Source organism: Mucilaginibacter sp. PAMB04168 (assembly GCF_039634365.2).
GTDB lineage: Bacteria > Bacteroidota > Bacteroidia > Sphingobacteriales > Sphingobacteriaceae > Mucilaginibacter.
This window is the reverse complement of sequence record NZ_CP155079.2, coordinates 362,298-382,615: the sequence shown is the minus strand read 5'-3', so window position 1 is coordinate 382,615 and position 20,318 is coordinate 362,298. Positions and strand designations below refer to the sequence as shown.

At 42.9% G+C, this 20,318-nt stretch carries 12 protein-coding genes; 4 read left to right on the top strand and 8 right to left on the bottom strand.

Annotated elements, in window-relative coordinates; all coding sequences use genetic code 11:
* Positions 1-15: 15 nt before the first annotated feature.
* Positions 16-3,114, bottom strand: a complete 3,099-nt coding sequence (locus tag ABDD94_RS01405) for a SusC/RagA family TonB-linked outer membrane protein (RefSeq protein ID WP_345954380.1) — start codon at positions 3,112-3,114, stop codon at positions 16-18.
* Positions 3,115-3,445: 331 nt separating this feature from the next.
* On the opposite strand from ABDD94_RS01405, the gene ABDD94_RS01400 reads away from it, so the two are divergent.
* Complete coding sequence (locus ABDD94_RS01400) at positions 3,446-7,657, top strand: two-component regulator propeller domain-containing protein (protein WP_345954379.1); 4,212 nt, start codon at positions 3,446-3,448, stop codon at positions 7,655-7,657.
* Positions 7,658-7,796: 139 nt separating this feature from the next.
* Here the strand turns inward: ABDD94_RS01400 and ABDD94_RS01395 are convergent, their stop codons facing one another.
* Positions 7,797-8,639, bottom strand: a complete 843-nt coding sequence (locus ABDD94_RS01395; protein WP_345954378.1) for a phosphatase PAP2 family protein — start codon at positions 8,637-8,639, stop codon at positions 7,797-7,799.
* 320 nt (positions 8,640-8,959) lie between these two features.
* Between ABDD94_RS01395 and ABDD94_RS01390 the strand changes: the two genes are divergently transcribed.
* The 3 genes from ABDD94_RS01390 to ABDD94_RS01380 all read left to right on the top strand — a co-directional run bounded on the left by ABDD94_RS01390 (position 8,960) and on the right by ABDD94_RS01380 (position 12,188).
* On the top strand, positions 8,960-10,621 hold the full coding sequence (locus ABDD94_RS01390; protein ID WP_345954377.1) for a hypothetical protein: 1,662 nt from the start codon (positions 8,960-8,962) through the stop codon (positions 10,619-10,621).
* Positions 10,622-10,624: 3 nt separating this feature from the next.
* Positions 10,625-11,074 (top strand): hypothetical protein, encoded by a 450-nt coding sequence (locus ABDD94_RS01385; protein ID WP_345954376.1) that lies wholly within the window; start codon positions 10,625-10,627, stop codon positions 11,072-11,074.
* A gap of 130 nt (positions 11,075-11,204) precedes the next feature.
* Positions 11,205-12,188, top strand: a complete 984-nt coding sequence (locus tag ABDD94_RS01380) for an FAD:protein FMN transferase (RefSeq protein ID WP_345954375.1) — start codon at positions 11,205-11,207, stop codon at positions 12,186-12,188.
* A 15-nt stretch (positions 12,189-12,203) separates the two neighbouring features.
* On the opposite strand, the gene ABDD94_RS01375 is transcribed toward ABDD94_RS01380, so the two are convergent.
* From ABDD94_RS01375 to ABDD94_RS01350, 6 genes are all read right to left on the bottom strand, one after another.
* Entirely contained in the window at positions 12,204-14,393 is a 2,190-nt protein-coding gene (locus ABDD94_RS01375) for a PepSY domain-containing protein (RefSeq protein WP_345954374.1), read from the bottom strand.
* 15 nt (positions 14,394-14,408) lie between these two features.
* On the bottom strand, positions 14,409-14,903 hold the full coding sequence (locus tag ABDD94_RS01370; RefSeq protein ID WP_345949609.1) for a DUF2271 domain-containing protein: 495 nt from the start codon (positions 14,901-14,903) through the stop codon (positions 14,409-14,411).
* 7 nt (positions 14,904-14,910) lie between these two features.
* Positions 14,911-16,446, bottom strand: a complete 1,536-nt coding sequence (locus tag ABDD94_RS01365; RefSeq protein WP_345954373.1) for an ankyrin repeat domain-containing protein — start codon at positions 16,444-16,446, stop codon at positions 14,911-14,913.
* Positions 16,447-16,622: 176 nt separating this feature from the next.
* Positions 16,623-17,936: a hypothetical protein gene (locus tag ABDD94_RS01360; RefSeq protein ID WP_345954372.1), complete on the bottom strand. Its 1,314-nt coding sequence runs from the start codon at positions 17,934-17,936 to the stop codon at positions 16,623-16,625.
* A gap of 192 nt (positions 17,937-18,128) precedes the next feature.
* Positions 18,129-19,073, bottom strand: a complete 945-nt coding sequence (locus tag ABDD94_RS01355; protein ID WP_345949612.1) for a 6-bladed beta-propeller — start codon at positions 19,071-19,073, stop codon at positions 18,129-18,131.
* Entirely contained in the window at positions 19,070-20,308 is a 1,239-nt protein-coding gene (locus ABDD94_RS01350; protein WP_345954371.1) for an MFS transporter, read from the bottom strand. Before ABDD94_RS01350 ends, ABDD94_RS01355 begins: the two co-directional genes overlap by 4 nt.
* Positions 20,309-20,318 lie beyond the last annotated feature (10 nt).

The following is a 20,318-nucleotide window of genomic DNA, read 5'->3' as shown; positions in this document are numbered from 1 at the left end:
ATTTCTTGTTGTGGTTTAAAATCCGGCACGTACACCAAATGAGAATGTTCTGAACATAGGGTACGGTGCATACCCTCCTTTTACATTGGCGTAAGATACCTCAGGGTCTACCCCTTTATAATCGGTGATAATAAACAGGTTTTGGGCATCGGCAAAAACCCTGATGGATTTGCTAAACTTGCTGATGAACTTTGGATTGAAAGTATAACCCAGGGTAAGGTTACGGCAACGTACAAAATTGGTGCTTACCATGTTAATGTCAGAACCGGCAGGCAAAGCTGCAGAAGTCTCATTATAGTTTACACCGGGCCTTGTGCCGCCCGTATTGGCAGATGTATATACTTCAAGCGCCTGTATGGTACCGCTTTGTGTATTCGAAATTAAACTAACGGGATCGGCCCAGGCATAGTTAAAGTTGGTAGCCTTGCCACCAAACTGGCCGTAAAAGAAAATACTCAGATCTAATTGTTTGTAACGGAAGTTATTGCCGAAACCTAAAATTAGTTTTGGATCCGGGTTTAACTTATACACGTCAGCTCCGGTTAATTTACCGTCGTTATTTACGTCAACAAATATTGGCGCCCCAGGTAATCTTGCCCCCGATCCGGCCGCGGTTGGCTGGCTTGCAGGTACTGCTTGGCCTGCCTGTAAAATACCATTGGTTTTAATGTAATACCACTCGTTTACGGCATCATCAACGGCCTGATAGGCAACACCTCCGTTGGCACTTAATATATCGTACACAAAACGCTCTTTCCATTTATAGGTGTAGTGCGAAAGATTGATAACCGAACTCCAGTCGAAGTTTTTAATGTGCAGATTCTGGGTATTCAGTGCTACATCATAGCCCTGCCGTACCTGGTGTCCACCATTTACTGGTTGGCTTGAAAACGGAGACAAACGCGGTGTTGGACCGGTTCCTCTCAGCAAGTTGGTAATATCGTCTTTAAACACATCAAATGACCCTGTAATCCTGTCATTGAAAAAGCCAAAGTCCAAACCGATGTTTTTGTTGTTGGTTTTTTGCCAGGTTAACTCAGGGTGGTCAATAGCGAAAGCTGCAATAGTTGGATAGTTTACGGCACCATTGTTAAAATATAAAATGTTACCATCGGAACTATAACCCCCATAACCAGCACCGCTGCTAAGCCCGGCGGTTGAACCGGTTAAACCTATACTACCACGAAGCTTTAACAAACTGATGAATTTGATGTTCTCCATAAAAGACTCGCTACTGATTTTCCAGCCAGCCGATACAGAAGGGAATAAGGCATACTTGTTTTCGGGGAAGAACAAGCTAAACCCATCATAGCGGGCCGTAGCGGTAAGCAGGTATTTGTTGTAAAGGCTAAAAGTTGCACGACCAAAGTAAGACCGTAATTTGGTAGCTGTTTTACCCGAATTAATACCCATGTTGGCGGTAGACAGCAGCAGATTAGTGTTCTCAAATGCGTCGGGCCCGCCTCCACCTTCGGCGCCAAAAGCGTCGTAAGTGTTTTTATATTGACCGATGCCTGCTATAGCGCTTACGTTTAAAATACGGTTATCAAAAAAGTCCTTTTTGAAATCTATGGTAGCCTCCATGGTTTGGCTCTGCCGCTTAGCAAAATTGCGCGATCCCCTGGCCTGGTAGCGCTGATAGTAATAAACTGTGCTTGGCACAAAGAAATCACGATCTGACGATTCGTAATTATTACCATATAATCCGTGAACCGTTAATACACCCGGAATAATTTTTATATCTGCCGAAATATTGGCATTAAGCGTACTGGTGTAGGTACGATCCTTAATCTCCAGCAATGAAACCGGGTTAGCTGTTAGCCCAAACTGGCTATAACCACCATTTGCATTCCTTACCGGAATATAGGCCGGGTAGCCCAATGCTGCCTGTACCGCACCAAAGCCTTCAGCACCCGAACCGCCGCTCTGACCGCCAGACGATGAATTTAAATAACTATTACGGCTGCCGGTAAAATTCGTGTTTAGCGTTAAATGCTTAGATATATTAAATGATAGGTTGCTCCTGCCGGTATAGCGTGTTAAGCCTGCATTTCTGAGCGTACCCTCCTCGTTGTAAAAACCGCCCGAGAAATAGTAAGTCACTTTTTCGGTACCACCGTTTACGGTTAACTGGTGGTTATGGATAGCGCCTGTTTTAAATATTTCGTCCAGCCATTTGGTACCCTGGCCTGCTGCTGCAATTTGTGCTGCAGAGAACTGGGCCGGTTTGTTGCCTACTGTATAATCAGCACTCAACTGGTTAAACAGGGTCATATATTGTGTGGCGTTAAGCGGTTGCAGGTACTGGTAGTTTTTTTGGAACGAATAATTACCATTGTAATTTACAGACATACTACCCGATTTACCTTTTTTGGTGGTAATAAGCACCACCCCGTTAGCGGCATTAACACCATAAATTGCAGCACTCGCATCTTTCAAAACCTCTATAGACTCGATATCTTCAGGATTTAAACCAGCGAGCCCCGCACGGTTTACGCCGTTGGTTTCGCGCGCTATGGCGCCGTTTCCCGGCTCCAGTGCATCGCCCGGAAAAATAACACCATCTACTACATATAATGGATTACCCCTGCCGCGGATGGACACATTAATTCCGCCACCCGGTTGTGGGCTGCTTTGCGAAACCTGTACGCCCGCTGCCCGTCCAAACAATAGTTGCTGTATATTGCTATTAGCTGCCTGGGGTACTTTTTTAGGGTCAATTTTAGTTACCGCAGTGGTAACGTTTTGGCGGGTGGTTGTACCGTAGCCAATTACTAATACTTCGTTCAGGTTGTTTTGCTGGGTTTCCAGTACCACGCTCATGGTTGAGCCGTTTACTGCCACTTCGCGTGTTTGGAAGCCTACCCCTGTAAACACCAGCGTGGCACCTGTAGGAGCACTTATTAAAAATTTGCCCACGCCATCGGTTAAAGTACCTTGTGTTGTTCCTTTTACAGTTACAGCAATACCAGGTAAAGTACTGGCATCTTCTTTTAAAGTTACCGTTCCTGTTACCGTAATGTTTTGCGCAAACACCGCGGAGACATTCAACAATAATAGTAAGGCTACTATTGATGAAAATCCCCTCTTAAAAAAAAGAGTAAATATCCGCATAGAATTTAAAGTTAAATTGGTTTAAAACTTGGTTTCTATCAGCACTTAGCTTATCACATTATTATAAAACTAGCATACACCGAGGCATACGCATAAGCAGGAAATGAGGTGTAAAGCGACTGATAGATATAATTGGTTTACGAGGTCAAATCACCATAATTTGCACCAATAATAGCTAATTCAAACGTTCATTTCTTTTGTTCAAATCATCATTTTTTTGAGCGCTTATAGCCAAATTGACGCCCCTGCTTAACTTTTAGATAAAAATCGTATTATTGTGAATATGCAAGCGGTTCACTAACACCGTTAACCAATTATACTTTTAAGGACTATGGAACGGTGCGGACTAAATAGCCATCGCGGTGTGAAGTATTTTATCCGGCAACAAGCCTTGTGTTTGCTTTTGTTAGCCGGTTTCGCTACGCTGCATGATGGCTTGCAAGCACAAACCACCCAGCTTCGCTTTAAACACATTAATAGTTCGGACGGCTTATCAAACAGCACTATAGAGGCCATTTACCAGGATACCCGGGGCTTTATGTGGTTTGGTACGCGTGATGGTTTGAATAAATATGACGGATACAGTATAACCGTATTTAAGAATAAACCGGGCAATACAGGTAGCTTAAGCGACAATTATATACGCTGTATTACCGAAGATGCTCAAAAGAACCTGTGGATAGGCACCATTGACGGGCTTAACCGCTTTAATACAAATACCAATACTTTTACAGTTTATAAATACAGCTACGGCAAAAAGGCAAGCCTTGCCGGTAACAACATTAACAGCCTCTATACCGATAAACAGGGGGTGCTTTGGATTGGTACAGATAATGGCGGCTTAGATAAATATAATGCAGCTGATGGCAGTTTTAGTCATTTTGCGGCTGCAGGTAACTTTAACAACGTTACCAATTGCATATACGAAGATTCAAAAAGTTGTTTATGGCTGGGGACATCCAAGGGGCTTCAACGCTTTGATCGTAAAACACACAGCTTTGCTACCGCCGTGGTTAGCGTGCATGAACAGCCGGCTCTTAAAAATCAACCCATTAATTCGATACAGGAAGACAAACTTGGCCGTTTATGGCTGGGGATAGAAAACGGCGGATTACTTGTTTATGATCCTTTAAAGAGCACATTACTAAGTTTTAAGCATCAACAACAATATGCAGGCAGCCTATCAAATGATCAGGTTAAATGCCTGTTATCTGATAGTAAGGGCCGCATCTGGGCAGGCAGCATCAACGGAGGCCTCGAACGCTTTGATTATAACACTAATGAGTTTATACATCATCAGAATAAAGTGGATGATCCGGAAAGTCTGTCTCAACGAACGGTTTCGGCCATTTATGAGGACCGTCAAAAAAACCTTTGGGTAGGTACGCATCGTGGCGGAATTAATTTATACATACCCAATGCCTCCAAATTCAATTTTATACACACTGCGTCGGGCACAAATAGCCTGAGTTATAATGACGTGAGGGCTTTTTTTGAGGATGACCAGGGCAGTATCTGGATAGGCACCGATGGTGGCGGTTTAAACGTTTATAACCCGTTGACCGGTACATTTAAACATTACCGCAATAATTTGCAGGCAACCAACAGCCTGGCCAGCGATGCCGTACTCGACATTATGCAAGACCGCGAAAAAACGCTGTGGGTAAGCACCTGGGGCGGCGGACTTAACCGTTTTAACCGGAAAACCCAGACCTTTGAACATTTTTTGAATCTTCCGGCCAGCAAGAATTCTATCTCTTCCAACTATGTTCAAAAAGCTTATATAGATAGCCACAACAATTTCTGGGTAGCCACTTACTATGGCGGGCTTAACCTTTTCGATCCTGCAACAAAGCGGTTTAGCCGCATTACTGCATCGCCCGACGGGAAAACCCGATTAAAGGGAAATAATATTGTGTCTTTAAAAGAAGACCGCTACCAAAATTTGTGGATTGGCACAGATGATGGCGGACTAAACTGTTATAACTTAGTAACCCGGCAGTTTAAACACTTTTTTGACGATCAGGAACGCCGCCCTGATTTAAGAGTTTTATTTTCTGACCATACAGGCCAACTTTGGGTAGGCCAAACCGGCCTGTATGTTTTTAACCGGCAGCAAAGCAAGTTTGTACGGTTTACCACAAAAGGCGGATTAAGTACAGAATTTATTAAAAGTATTGAGGAGGATACAAAAGGGAACCTTTGGATAGCTACCTCAAACGGCATAACCAGGCTTAATCCATCCACTCGTAGCTTTAAGAAATATAATTTAGCCGATGGATTGCAGGGGCTGGAATTTGAAGCCAATGCTTCTTTAACCGCACGTAATGGTACTATGTATTTTGGCGGTATTAATGGGTTTAATCAGTTTAACCCTTACCAAATTCGCTCTAACCGGTTTGTGCCGCCAGTTTACATCACCGGCTTGCAAATATTTAACAAAGATGTACTGCCAGATACTACTGGCAACTCGGTATTAAGGCAGGATATTAGCCAAACTAAAACATTAAAGCTTAACTATAAACAGTCTACGCTATCGTTCCAGTTTGCAGCACTTAATTACAACGCGCCCGAAAACAACCGCTACATATACAAGCTTGAAGGATTAGACGATACCTGGTACGACGCCTCACAAAGCAGAAAAGCCTCCTTTACTAATTTAAGCCCTGGTAAATATACTTTCCATGTAAAAGCATCAAATAATGATGGCGTTTGGAACCCGCACGAATCGGTTATTAAAGTAATTATAACCCCGCCTACATGGGCCACATGGTGGTTCAGAACCTTAATGGCGGCCCTCTTATTTTATGGCACCTACCTAATATTAAAATTTAAAAAGAACGCCGATTTAAAGAAGATAGAAGAAAACAAAAAGGAGGAAATGCACCAGTTGAAGCTGCAATTTTTTACCAATATATCGCATGACCTTCGCACGCCGCTATCACTCATTTTAGGTCCGCTTGAAAACCTTTTACGTGAGAGCCCGAACACTCATTTTACGCATTACTTCGAAATGATGTACCGTAATGCCAACCGCTTAATGGTGCTCATTAATGAATTAATGGATTTTCGGAAAGTGGAATCGGGCGCATTGAGCTTAAAAGTGGCTAAGGGCAACACACAGCTATTTATTGAAGAAATAACAAACGATTTTCAAGATTTGGCTCAACAAAAGGCTATCACCCTAACGGTTAAGCTTTCGCCGCAAATAGATGAAGCTTATTTTGACCGTCAGATACTGGAGAAAATTCTGCTTAACTTGTTAACCAACGCTATTAAATACACCCAAACTGGCGGCAGCGTAACTGTTGAACTGTCAAACGAATTGAGCAGCTTTAAATCGGCATATGGAAACGAGCTGATTATTAAAAACGCTTATAGGGGCAAGCAGTACTGCTATATCAGGATAGCCGATAATGGCATCGGCATATCGCGTGATTCGCTCTCGCATTTATTTGAACGTTATTATCGTATAACCGAGTCACACCTTGGCTCTGGCATTGGGTTAGCGTTTGTAAAAAGCCTGGCCACGCTTCATAAAGGCGATATTTACGTATACAGCGAACGCCAGCAAGGCACCGAGATTATTATTGGCCTGCCTTGCAGCGAACACGATTACACTTTAACCGAAAAATGGCTAGCAAACGATCAGCACGGCGGCGTTAGCCTGGAAAGCATTGCTTATCATCAACTACCACAATCTGCCAACGCTGCGCAGAACCAGAAGCAGAAGCCGGATCCATTAACGGACAAGCCGCACATTCTCATTGTTGACGATAATGAAGAGATCAGGCTGTTTTTGAGGATCTGCCTGGAAAAAGAGTATGCCATAAGCGAGGCCGCTAACGGAAGAGAGGGCATAGAGAAAAGCAAAGCTGAACATCCGGACTTAATCATCAGCGATGTGATGATGCCCGGAACTGATGGCAATGAATTTTGCAAAATGATACGGCAGGATATTGAAACCAGCCATATTCCATTTGTGATGCTAACCGCAAAAACTAACCTGCAAGCCGAAATTGAAGGTTTTGAATCGGGAACCGATTTGTATCTCAACAAACCGGTAAGCCCTAAATTACTGACTACCAGTTTACACAACCTATTTGAACAGCGCCGTGTACTCAAAGAGCGTTATTCAAAAAGCTATAACACCACAGCCCTCGAACTGGTATATAACAATAAAGATAAAGCCTTTCTTAATCAGCTTATTAGCACCATTGAAGCGGAAATGAGCAATCCGGATCTGGACATTGAATTGCTTTGCAAATCAGCGGGTATGAGCCGTACTAAACTTTATAACAAAATAAAAGATGTTACCGGTCAGTCGGCCAATGAGTTTATCAGGAGTACCCGTTTAAAAAAGGCTGTTGAGATTTTAACGCATGAGGATGTTCTGCTAACCGAGGTGATGTACCGGGTGGGCATACAAACACAGTCTTATTTTACCAAGGCATTTAAAAAGGAGTTTGGCGAAACCCCTTCGCAGTTTTTGCAAAACCTCAGAAAAGAAAGCAAAAACGAGAGCGCCTCTTTAGAAAGGTAATTACCATCGAACAAATCCATATAACTAATACCCAATTGCTGAAACAAGGCGCTGCAGTGTAATGCTTAACAATTAGTAATCTTCAACGTTAAAACAGTTATAAATGCAAGCAACGGAATTGCATGCGTTGTAACCGGCATCAAAGTTCCATCGCGAACTCAACCCCAAAACCTCCGCTTTGGTATGATGGCAACAGTATAGCGCTGCGCCGAGCTTTCTTCTTTAACTCAGGCGCTAGGTTTTGATCATCATTTTTGTCCTTACCCCTAAACAGGGTGTTACGTATGTATGGATATAACAAATAAGCTCCCTTGGTTGCTAAAATACCCAAACCAGCTCCTGCAACTACATCGCTAAACCAGTGATCCTGGTGGTAAATACGGAACACGCCTGTTGTTGTTGCAAAGGCATAACCTACAAGCCCGTAGTAAGGCGAGTTGCCGCTTAGCTCCTGCGCCATAAACTCGGCACCTGAAAATGCTGTTCCTGTATGGCCTGACGGGAAAGAGAACCTATCAAGCTCATTAGGCCTTAACCGGTGTGTTGAGCGCTTCAGCACATTTAGTGAAAGCTTTAGCATACCTTGCGACAGGACATAAATAAGTGTACGATCCACAAATGTGTTTTTGCCGTGTACACCTACTACGTTCAGGCCATATACCAGAGCTACCGGCGCGTACTGAAAATAATCTTCTATACTACTGTTAGTAATAATGTTGTGCTCCTGCGCTTCCTTATAAATATAACGATCCCATTTACGCAGTGGCTTAACATAAAACGAAGTTATACCATAACCCATCAAGGCGGCGGGCGGTATTAACGATGCAAATTTGCTGCGCAAATGCTGAACGGTGTCCGGCACTGTTAAAAGATCCTTCTTTAACGTATCAATAACATTTTTCTTCGTGGTATCTTCTGTGGTTTGTTGAGCAAATGCACAAGAACCAGCCATAAAAAGAATGATGAGCAATATATTTTTCAAGGCAGTAGATGATGGTTAATAGCGAGTTAACGAACAAAACTGTATAAAAGTTGGAGTTGGAGACACAAATACTTAAAATACTGTTACGCACCAATAAAAATTGGGCGGTTAAAATATAAGTAAGTAGCATAAACCACAGCTTTGCCGCATATAAAAAGCAGCATGCATTTGAAGCCATATATGCCCGGATTGTAGGTTCCCTTTAGTAAGTAAATTAGCTATAAGTAGCTATTGTATTCATAAGTGGTATTAAGCAATTTCGTTGTAAGCCTTTATCAAAGCGTCTTCACAGACCCTCCTTATAAACCAATTTTCATCCCATGAAAGATTCATTTAAAAAAATTGACCCACCCTATTACCCCATAGTTTATGTAAGAGGATATGCGATGCGCCGAGCCGACGTTGAAGAAACTTTTAACGACTCTTATTATGGCTTTGCAACTTCGGCCGTTTATAAGAAGCAAACACAGGCAGACAACGGTTACCTCACCCCCGATTTATTTGAAGGGCAATTAATCCGCTTTATGAAAAGCCGGTTTGAAAGCAGTGATGAAAAAAAGTATGGCTATGCCGATGCCGTGAATTGCCGGACGGAAGATTTTGACGAATCTAACCCATCGAGAAGTATTTGGATAAGCCGCTTTTATGATGTGGACTACATTCAGGATAAAGTGCGCAGTATTGAAAACCATGCGCTTGAACTGACAGACCTGATTGTAAATAAAATTCCTCTCCAGTTATTGGCGTTGGGCATGAGCAGGGAGTCGTTAGAAAAAGATTATAAAGTTATACTGATTACCCATTCAATGGGTGGCCTGGTATGCAGAACATTGTTGCAGAATACCTTGCCTAATTACATAGACAACAGAGCCCCGGATGACATTATTGTGCCCCTTAGCCGTATTACAGATCCAGCCAAACTAATACACCGTTTGGTAACCATTGGTTCGCCGCATAAAGGAATAGACATGGGTAACATACCCGATATTGTTGAAGAGGCGATTGTTTCTTCTCTCAACCCGTATGACTCCAGCATTTTCAGGCCTAAAAGAATGCGGGAGTATTTACAGCTTGATGATTTAAAAAACCCGCAAAGTGAAAGTCGCAATGAAGATAATTACAAGTATGATTTACACAGTTTAGGCAAAAGTACCTTCCCCGTTAAAAATTGCCTTTGCGTTATAGGAAGTGATTATGGCGCCTACTCTGCCATTAAACACGTTACCGGAAGTTTTAGTGATGGCTTGGTAAAGCAAGACAGAGCTTACATAGTAAGCGGTGAAAAGCCCGTGTCAGGCACTCAATACGACGAAAACAATGTTGCTTTTTATGCCAATGTGCACCGGGCTCATTCGGGCTACAGGGGCATTGTAAACAGCTACGAGACATTTGAAAACATCCAGCGTTTTTTGTTTGGCGACTTAGGCGTACGTATAGCGCTACGCGACATTAAAATTCAAACGCCCGAGCTGCAAGGACTGGAATACTTTTATGACTTTGAATTTGCATTAACCATACGCGGTACAGGGGTTTACTTACATCAAAGAAAGCAAGACCCCTGCGAAAATGCCATACGTATTAGGCGAAAAGAGATTCCGGATCAGAAAGACATTTTTTTGCATACCGGCTTTTTAAATTCAAAATTACGGCAGTCTAAAAATGAAGGCTCGTTTTTTATCATGAAGTTCAGCGTATTGGAGTATAGTGTTAAAAAGGGCTTGCTATGGGATACACAATACCCATCCCGAACCATCTATTCAGAAAGCCTGGAGATAGAAGTCGTAGCAGATGCTACAAGTCCTTACGATTACGTTGCCAGGTATTCTTGGCAATCCGATATTGACAAATGGAAAGACTTTGCAGCTGATGAGGATGGAAATTTTGTTATTCCGCTTACCACTAATGCAGCAGTTCAGGATATGTCATCATTGGTTGGTAATATCGTTTTAAAGCCATTTAAATGGGGGGAGCAGACAACTTAATTTATGTTTAACTTTTTAAGCCGCCCGCCAAAACCTACTACCATACCGGTAGTAAGATCAGACAACATTATAGAGATAGAACTAGACATTGCCGAATCTCTGGGTAATTGGCACAGATGGGCCGGGCAATTACATGCGCTCTATATTGTTATAGGTGTAATAGCCATTTTATCGTCGGTATTTGTTACAACGTTTATATCCACAAAAGACAATCAATTATTTGACACAAAATATTTGCCCTACGTTTCATTTACTTCAACTGTTTCGATTACGCTTATTACCGCTTTCAATCTCGGACCCAAGGCAAATAACTGGCGAAAAGCTTGGAGAATGCTGCATTATCATTACTCACTGTATAAGGCAGGGACAATTACGATGCCCGAACTTTTGAAAAAACGTTATGAAGCTGACGAATTGATAGGAGGCGTTGACTTCCAATATAGCGCTAAATAATTAGCAAGAAGCAAGCTTGCATTATTCACAAAGGCACATTGCTCATCATCACCTTAATTTCAGTTTTCTTTAACCTAAATTTGCGTTATTTGCTGAAATCTTTTAGGAGCTAATGCGTTCCTTTTATTCCATGAAACAGTGCCTATTTGTATTTTTAATTTTAACCGGTATAAGCACCTCGGCCCAGGTACTGCGCAAAAGAACAGTTAAATTAATGGGTGGGAGGTTTGATATCACCATTGTAGCACCTGATTCCCTATCGGCCGAGCATAATATTGATACAGTGATTGCTGAAGTTACCCGGATAGAAAACCTGATATCGGACTGGAAGGCCGACACACAAATATCTGCAGTGAACCAAAATGCAGGCATTGCCCCGGTAAAGGTAAGTGCGGAAGTATTTGCTTTGACGGAACGGGCGCTGCATCTTTCTAAAATTACTAAAGGCGCATTTGATATTAGCTTTGCAGCCATGGATCGGATATGGAAGTTTGATGGCTCCATGACCCAAATGCCGTCTGCCGAAGCGGTAAAAAAATCGGTTAAAAACGTAGGCTATCAGTATATAGTACTGGATCGTAAAAACTCGACTATTTTTTTAAAGCGGAAGGGAATGAAGATTGGATTCGGTGCTTTGGGCGAAGGTTATGCAACCGACCGCTGCCGCGATATGATGCTGGCCCGTGGCATTAAGGCTGGCATTGTAAATGGATCGGGCGATATGAGCACCTGGGGCAAACACCCTAATGGCAGTAACTGGGCCGTGGGCATCACTAACCCTATACATAAAGACACCATATTTGCGGTTGTGCCACTGCAAAAAAGCGCCGTGGTAACCTCGGGCAGTTATGAAAAATTTGTAGTGTTTAATGGCAAAAGATATTCGCACATTATTAACCCGACCACCGGCTACCCGGCTACCGGCTTATGCAGTGTAACCGTATTTGGCCCCAGCGCTGAAACAGCCAACGGTTTAAGCACCTCTATGATGGTTTTAGGGAAAACTAAGGGTATGCAGCTAATTAAAAAATACCCGGCCTACAGCTGCATTTTAATTACTGATGATGGCCATATTTATTCACATAAGTTGGACCTTGACAAGTATGCTTTATAGTGGAGTTTTGAAAGCCTAATAACAATCCATCAAAATTTGACCATGCGACTGGTAAACACTGAGGCTTTGCCCTAATTGCGATTGACATGCGGTTTCGAGCAAAGCAACAACGTCCTTTTGCATCGATAGCGAACCACAAATCATCAGCACGCCACCACCGTTCAGTATACGTGCAATAAAGTTAATGTCGCGATCAATCAAATGGCTTACATATTGCATTTCGCCTTCCCTTGAACGCGCCACATGCAGCCGGCTAAGCTTTTGCACAGCTTTAGCCTCTTCCAAAAACGGCTGATAAATAGCGAATGATGCACCGTCACGGAAACCGCAGTACAAATGGCACGGCGTTCTTTGAAGGTTCTGTCCAATCATGCCCAAAAACGGGGCAATACCCGTACCGTTGCAAATCATGACAACCTCGGCGGCTTTTGATGGGAAATGAAAATGATCATTGTTGACGAGGCGTGCCTGGATACTTTGCCCTTCACTTAGCCGATGTAAAAAGCCCGAACCAAGCCCCTCAGTATGCAAGCGCACACTTAACTGAATCTCTTTATCAATAACACCAATAGAATACAACCTTTCCCGATGATCATTTGCAGGGTAAATAGCCAACAGATCACCAGAGGTGGCTTTCATTTTACGCTTAGCTTGTAAACGAATTAAAAAAGTATCATCACTACCGGCGGTTGTACTGGTTACAATAAATGTTTCCAGGCGGCTGGGTCTTGTACTTTGCCATTCAGGCAGTGCTGTAAGCACAACGCCTGATTGTTGTGACCAGGCCTCTGCCCATAAATTGAATTCGGCTGGCGATTTATCATTTACCGTATGAATATCCAACAAAGGTTTAGCCCAGGTTTGGTGCGCAAGCAGCTGGTTTACCTCAAAAGCAAACTTACAAAAATTGGGATAGGCATGTGAGCCAAAGCCAATTACCGAATACAGAACCCCTTGCGGTTGCTGGTACTTTTGAAAAAGGCCGGCAACACGTGAAGCATTGGTAGGCGCATCGCCCAGCCCATAAGTGGCGGTTAATACAATTAAATGTTTGGCTTGAGGGAATGCCGTATAGCTATTCAACTCGGTTATAAAACTTCTTTTATCCTGCTTGAGCAATTGTTGATGCACGGCCTGTGCAAAGCCAAACGTGCTGCCGTTTTCTGATCCAACCAGTATAATAAACTCGGCAGTGGCGGCGGTGTATTTGTTTTTTACCCGGTTAACCCTGCGTTTAAACGTAATAGCAAAGCCCGAATAAATAAAGAACAAAATACTGGCCGAAGCAACGGCTAGCACAACGGCCCACAGTGCGCTTGCTTTGCCCGTATGTAAGTTGAGGCTTAAGGTAGTGAGCACTACGGCAGTAGGATACTTCACTTCACTCAAAATATCTCCGGTAATTTGGTTAACCGTTAGTTCGCGGTCATTTAGCTTAAGGGTATAATAGTCTTCCGCATCTTCTGAGAAAGGAAACTCAATGCTTTGTACCTGTGCTAGTTTAGTATTTTTAAAAATGGCAATCTCAGCAGGCGTCCTTTCAGGCTTAGACCGAATAGCGTTTAAATCAATCTTTGGTGTAGCTTTTTTAGTTTCCACCAGCCCAAACCGGGCTAACGACAGGTATGCGCCGGTTAGCGCAATAATAAAGATTGGCACCAGTGCCAGCCGCCCCAGCACCACATGGTAGTACTGGGCAAAATTATCCCGTACTATCCGGGTAAAAAACCGCTTCAGCCCACGCTGCCGCTGTATAACCAGCACAGTTCCGGACAAGGTAATTAGCAGTAACAAAAAAGCGATAAGACCTATGAAGAACCGGCCCGTTTCATGCAAAAAAAGTGAGCGGTGCAAATCATTCACCCATTGGAAAAATTCATTCTTTTTGGCCGGTATACCCAAAACTTTCCCTGTTAGCGGATCTATATATGCCGCCAGGTTTTTTCCTTGTGCATCACTTGCCTTTACCTGTACAAACTGGTTGGCATCAACGGTAAGCTCACTAATATCGGGATAAGTTTTACGAACTGCAGGAAGCGTTTGAGCTAGTGTAATCTGGTTAAACCCATCAACGCGGTAAGGATGCAACTTTTCGGATACCGGCTCAAATGAAAGGATGATGCCGGTTACGGAGGCTAATGTAAGCAACAAAAAAGAAGATACGGCCAGTGCTAAGTGGCTGTATCTCCAAATTGAAATAGTCATGCTGTAATGGTAACGTTAGTTAGCGCTAAAGCGCACATAACGAATAAAGCCCGTGCCCTCATTTTTGCCGGCAAGCGCATCGCTGGTGAGTGGTATTTCCAGGTCTTTTACATAGTAATTTTTATCTTCTACTGCGCTTTCAAAACGCAGCTTGTAGCCAGCATTTATCTTTGAAGTTTCAATCTCAATAACGTTAACGCTACGGTCACCACCTGTAACGGAGGCGCCGGTGATAGCGCTAATGTTAGCCGGCTTCTTTTTATAAAACTTGTTCCACTCTTTCAGGCTCGAATACCATTTCTTGTCAGAACCCATTACATACAAAGTTTTATCGTACGCACCTTTGCTATCAATTAATGAAATAACAATATAAGCGCCCTCACCCATGTAATTGGTCATTTGCACCATGCATTTATACTTGCTGGTACCGGTTGCCTGAGCAAAAGAAACAGTAGACTTAACGAAGGTGAGCGCCAAAAACAAAAGCGTTGCTTTATATAACTTAGACATTAATAAATTATTTAAGGAAATTAACAGATACGTTCTTTTTAGTTAAAGACTCATTTTCACCAGCTAAGTCAAATGCAGTTTCTTTAAAATTTGTAGTGATGTCTTTTTTAGCGCCTATTGATAACAAATATTTCAGCATGGCATCGTCTTTAGATACCATAGCTGCTTTATGCAATGCAGTAAGGCCTTCATTATTACGAGCGTTCACATCAATACCCAATGGCTCTAAACGTTTCATTAATGAGAAGTCGTTTTTGGCAATGGCCAGATGCCACAGCGTATTACCATTTTTTTGCGGTGCCTTGGCATCAAAGCCTTTTGCCTGGAGCAGTTTTAGCTTGGTATCAAAGTCTTCGGGCTTTGGCCCGTTAAAGCCAGGGGCACCTTGCCTTCCACCCATTTGTTCGCCGGCGTATGATTGCACCAGGTAAGCAGCAAGGTTATCACCGGCATGGTCAATTACTTTAACATTAGCACCTTTATTGAGCAGGTAACTTACAACATCGGGCGAATTGCTACGCACAGCCATAGCCAATGCACTTACGCCTTTTTGGTTACTTTGATTAAGGTTTTTTACATGTGAGATAAGCATACCCAACACAGCCGTATCGCGGTTACTGGCAGCAGCATTCATAAAGGGTGTATTACCGTCTTCGTCGGCCTGATTTACGTCAACACCTTTAGATAAGAAATACTGGATGATTTGATTTTGGTTAGGCTTGCGCACAATGTAATGAAGCACATTCTCGCCACTCTTATTGGTTACCGTAGGTTTAATGTTCAGGCTTTCGAGGTACTGGTAAAGGGCTAAAGTAGCGCCGCCGGCATTACCGCCCGGTCCACGGCGTCCTCCAGACTGGCTGGCCATAATCATGGCGTTGGCATTCACAGGCACCCCTTTTTGTACCAATGCCTTTAACACATCAATATTACCACCCCGGGCAGCATAAGCAAAGGCATTGTTGCCGGCAGCATCCGTGCTTTTGATATCCAACCCTTTAGATACGAAATAACTAGTTAGTGTAAGGTCTTTATCATTTGCTACAGCTAAAAGCAGCGCATTTGCACCATCATGATTGAGCTCCTTCTTTAGGTTAGCGCCGTGCGCTAAGCATAAATCGTAAATTTTTGTATTGCCCTGACCACTGGCAGCTGCAAAGTTTAGCGGCGTAGTGCCATGGCTGTCCTCAATATTTGTTTTAGCACCTTTTGAGAGCAGGTATTCTACCACCTCTGCATTACCCCTGTTAGCAGCCCAGTGTAAATAAGTACGACCATCGTGTGTTAGTTTATCTACGTTGTTACCCGGCTGGTCTATTAAATATTTAATAGCCTCCGTAGGCGCCTGCGCATTAATAGCCATTACAACCGGGTCGAAGCTCATGGCATTAAATTGTGAAGGGCTACCTCCTTTATCCACTTCGGCTTTTACCTGGCTCACGTCGGGTTTAGCCTGCCAAAAAGATGGATCTAACAACACATTTCTCTGCGCATGTGCAGCAAATGTAAAAAGAGTTGAAAGGGCTATAAGTAGTTTTTTCATATTACCGGAGTTGCTGGGTATACAAATACCGCTTACTTCACTGTTATAAATAAGATAATGCAGCGAAGTTAATAAGAAACAGTCTAAATAAAAATAGGCTTTAAGTAATAATATAAGCCGTAATAAAAAAGCCTTCCCGGCAAGAAGGCTTTAAGTGGCGTTATTTTTACAAAAATCTATTTGTGTGATTTGACCAAACTGGCCGGAGTGGTTTCGTTGCTCAGCAACCTACCGAACACTTCCCAACGCTTATTAGGGTCTTTACCAATTGCACCGTTTTGCGCCATATAATTTCTAATCAAATCCTGCCCATAGTTGTAGTTAATTACATAGCTGCGGTACTTTCTGATAAAATCTAATGATTTTTCGGCTGTTTCATCATTCATGAGACCATACTTTTTTAGCCAGCTTAGTGCCTTGCCCCGGCTCATGGTATCATTAATTAACCCTCTGGCTACTTCATTACGCACATAATTCAATCTTGCTTTAATAGCCAGGGCTTTAAAGTAAACGTCAATTCCGGCGGTATCCAGTCCTGCTAACGGTAACAATATCGATTTTGCGAAATTCACTTTATCATTACCCGGAAAAGCTACTTCTATACCATAATTGGCACTGCCCTCCGCAATTAAAGACTGCGGGCTGAACAACGGGTATAATGAAAGTTCCACCCATCCCCTGTCGTGGTACAGGTTCTTTTCCAACAGCATATTATATACATGGTGACCGGGGTAACTTTCATGGCTGCCCACATCAATAGCCCGGTCAATAAAAATCTTGGTGTCGGTATTAATTTGTACTACGCTTTTATAGTTGCCCTTGTACCAATTATAACCCGACCATGGTTTATCTTTTACAAATTCCAGTGTAAAGCTCTCGTTTGCCGGCAATTGATAGTGGGCTTTAGTGCGTTTACGCGCTTCAGCTATGGCAGCGTTTATAACCGGCTCAAGTTTCTCTGTCGGAATTACAAATTTATTAGCCAGCTTCTGGAAACGGTTGTTCACATTACCGCTGCCTGGCAAAATACTATCCAGTTCATCAACGGTAGCTTTAAAATAATCTTCGTCATAAACAGGGGCCACTACGCCAAACAGCGCTTTTGACTCTTCATCAAACGTGGCGTATTCTTCGCTATATATCCTGATACGGCGGCTAAATGCCAGTAACTGATCATACATCCAATTTGCCCTGATCTGGTTAGAATCGTTGGTTGAGCTATGGGCTACTGAGCTGAGCTCGTTCATCAACTCATTTACTGATGCTAAAAGGCTATCCTTAGGAAAACTTTCGGCAACTGCCTGCTTAGGTTTCAATGAATCGGGACCATAATAAGCATCCACAAAGTCACTGTCATACTGGCCAATAGTTAAGCCAAGATGGACATAATCTTTCGCCAACTTATTCAGTTGCCTGTCTTCTTCCTTTTCGGCAGGGCTTTTACATGACAAAACCATTAACACAGGAAATAACAGTAGTAAATTTCTCATAGATGCATACATAGATAGCTGTAAAGCTACAAACAACGGATGACTTATTTAGAAAGGACGTTTACCTGCCTATTATATAAGGAGGCAAAGTCATACTTCTACAACACATTCTAAGAAAATTAGCAGCGTCACATTCCTTTCAAGTCTGGCTTATTTAATATAAGCGACATTGGCCTGAAGTCCATATATACATCATACTCTTTCCAAAAAAACCGGATAGGTCTTACCCGCGTTCCATTGCGGTATGAGGAGGTTTTCGTCCGCATCAACGCATACATCGTGCGGGTGAATAAACGTTTGCCCAACCTGCTTTTGCGGTTGTAAAACACCGTCTGCATATATAGGTTCAGTGCCACCCGGAGAGGAAATTACACGGTGATGTTCATCTAATATGGTAACGTAACCAGAGCCAAAATTTTGATTATGTTCTGATCTGAATACTGCGCCATAAACATTTTTTCCGTGTATAACAGGTCGGCAAATAAAAGAACCCGGCAGGGAAATGGTTTCTATATATTGTCCATCCAGTGTAAAGCGCTTAAGCGCCTGATGATTTCGGGAAGTAATTAGTAAAGACGGCTCACTATAACGGCTATCAACAGTTATACCATGTGCACAATCAAATTGCTCGCGCCCGTCACCTTTACCCCCCCAATGCCGGATGTAATTACCTGCATGGTCATACTGTATAACAAACTGGTGACCATAACCATCGGTAACGTATAAATCTCCATTGGCAGCAACTGCCGTTTCGGTCGGTTTATATTCATTGACAGCTGTATATTCGGGTATCTCTTTAGGATAGCTGTATACCGAGATTATTTTGCCATCGAGCGACGTTTTAATCACTTCATGGCGTACCGTATCGGTAATGTATAAGTATTCAGTCCCGTTTTCATCAGCAATGGTTAAGCCATGCCCGCCCGGAAACTCGTTTCCCCAGACAGACACAATGTTACCGTCTTTTGAATAAACAAGTATATTGTTCTTAACCTCGTTGGTAAGCATGTACAGCAATCCGTTCTGTGCCCTAACCATTTCATGGCAGTCGTTAACCGGATATTTTACGGCATCGGCCTTGCTCCAATTACGGTTAACACGATACTGGTAATCACCGTGTCCTATAACCTCCTTCATGCTGTATATTCTTTTTGACGATAAAATTTTACAAAAAACAGAGAGAGGCTTGCCAACAGCATTAACACCGCTGAAACCTGGTAAATGATAGAAAGATCGATTTGAGCGTCTTTTAAAACCCCACCAATATATACCATCAATCCGCCAACTATGGTACTTAAAAAGTTCAGGAAGCCATACCCCGTTGCTATGTACCGGTTATCAATTACCTGACACAAAATGGGCATCAGGTTACTGTCATTAAAGCCACGTGCTAAGCCATAAACAATCATAGCGGCAATGGCTATAAGTAAAACATGCGTACTGGCCATTAAAAAAAGAAATGGAGCCCCAACCGTAAAGCCAATTATAACTACATATAAACGACTGCGTTCATTAATTTTCGACCACCGATCTGCCAGTATACCACCTATCAAAACACCCGCAAAAGAGCCAATTTGCATATAGCCCGTGGCCGAAATACCAGCCTCTCCAAGCCCGAGGTGAAAATGTTCTTTTAAGAAAGTGGGCAGCCAGGCATAAATTAACCAGTTTACAATGCCCAATACGCAGAAATAGAACATCAGTACTAAAAACGAGCGTTCTGCCAATAACTCCTTAAATATTTGGAACAGATTTGCAGGTGCCTTTTTGTCGCCCGGGTCACCGTTAGATACGATAGGTTTATCTTTTAAAAACACAATCAATAAAATCGAATAAACTACACCAATCAATCCAAATAATTGAAAGCCATGGCGCCACCCCCATGATTCGGCTATAAAACCGCCTAAGCCGCCGAGCGCAAGACCAGCATATAAGCCGCTCATGTGCAAGCCCGTGGCAATAGATCTTGTCCGGCCCTGATGATACTCACTTATAAGCGCCAGGCCAGCCGGTATGTAGCACGCTTCGCTAAGCCCCATTACCACACGTGCAACCAGCATTTCCGGAAAAGAACTTACAAAACCCGTCCAAAGCGTTACAGCAGACCAGATGGCCACGCTAAAACAAATTACCTTTTTGCGCCCATAATTATCGGCAAAGTAGCCGCCAAGCGGACTAAGCAAGCCATACGAAAGCAAAAACATGGTAGTTAACAGACCGAACTGCGAATCATTGAGTTTAAAATCGGCTACTACCGGATCATGCATTGATGTAATGAGGTTTCGGTCGAAATAATTTAAAAACGCAACCACCCAAAGCATAGCTACAAGTGCCCATGGATAGGAGGAAGAAACGGATGGTGATTTAATCATGGTATTGGTG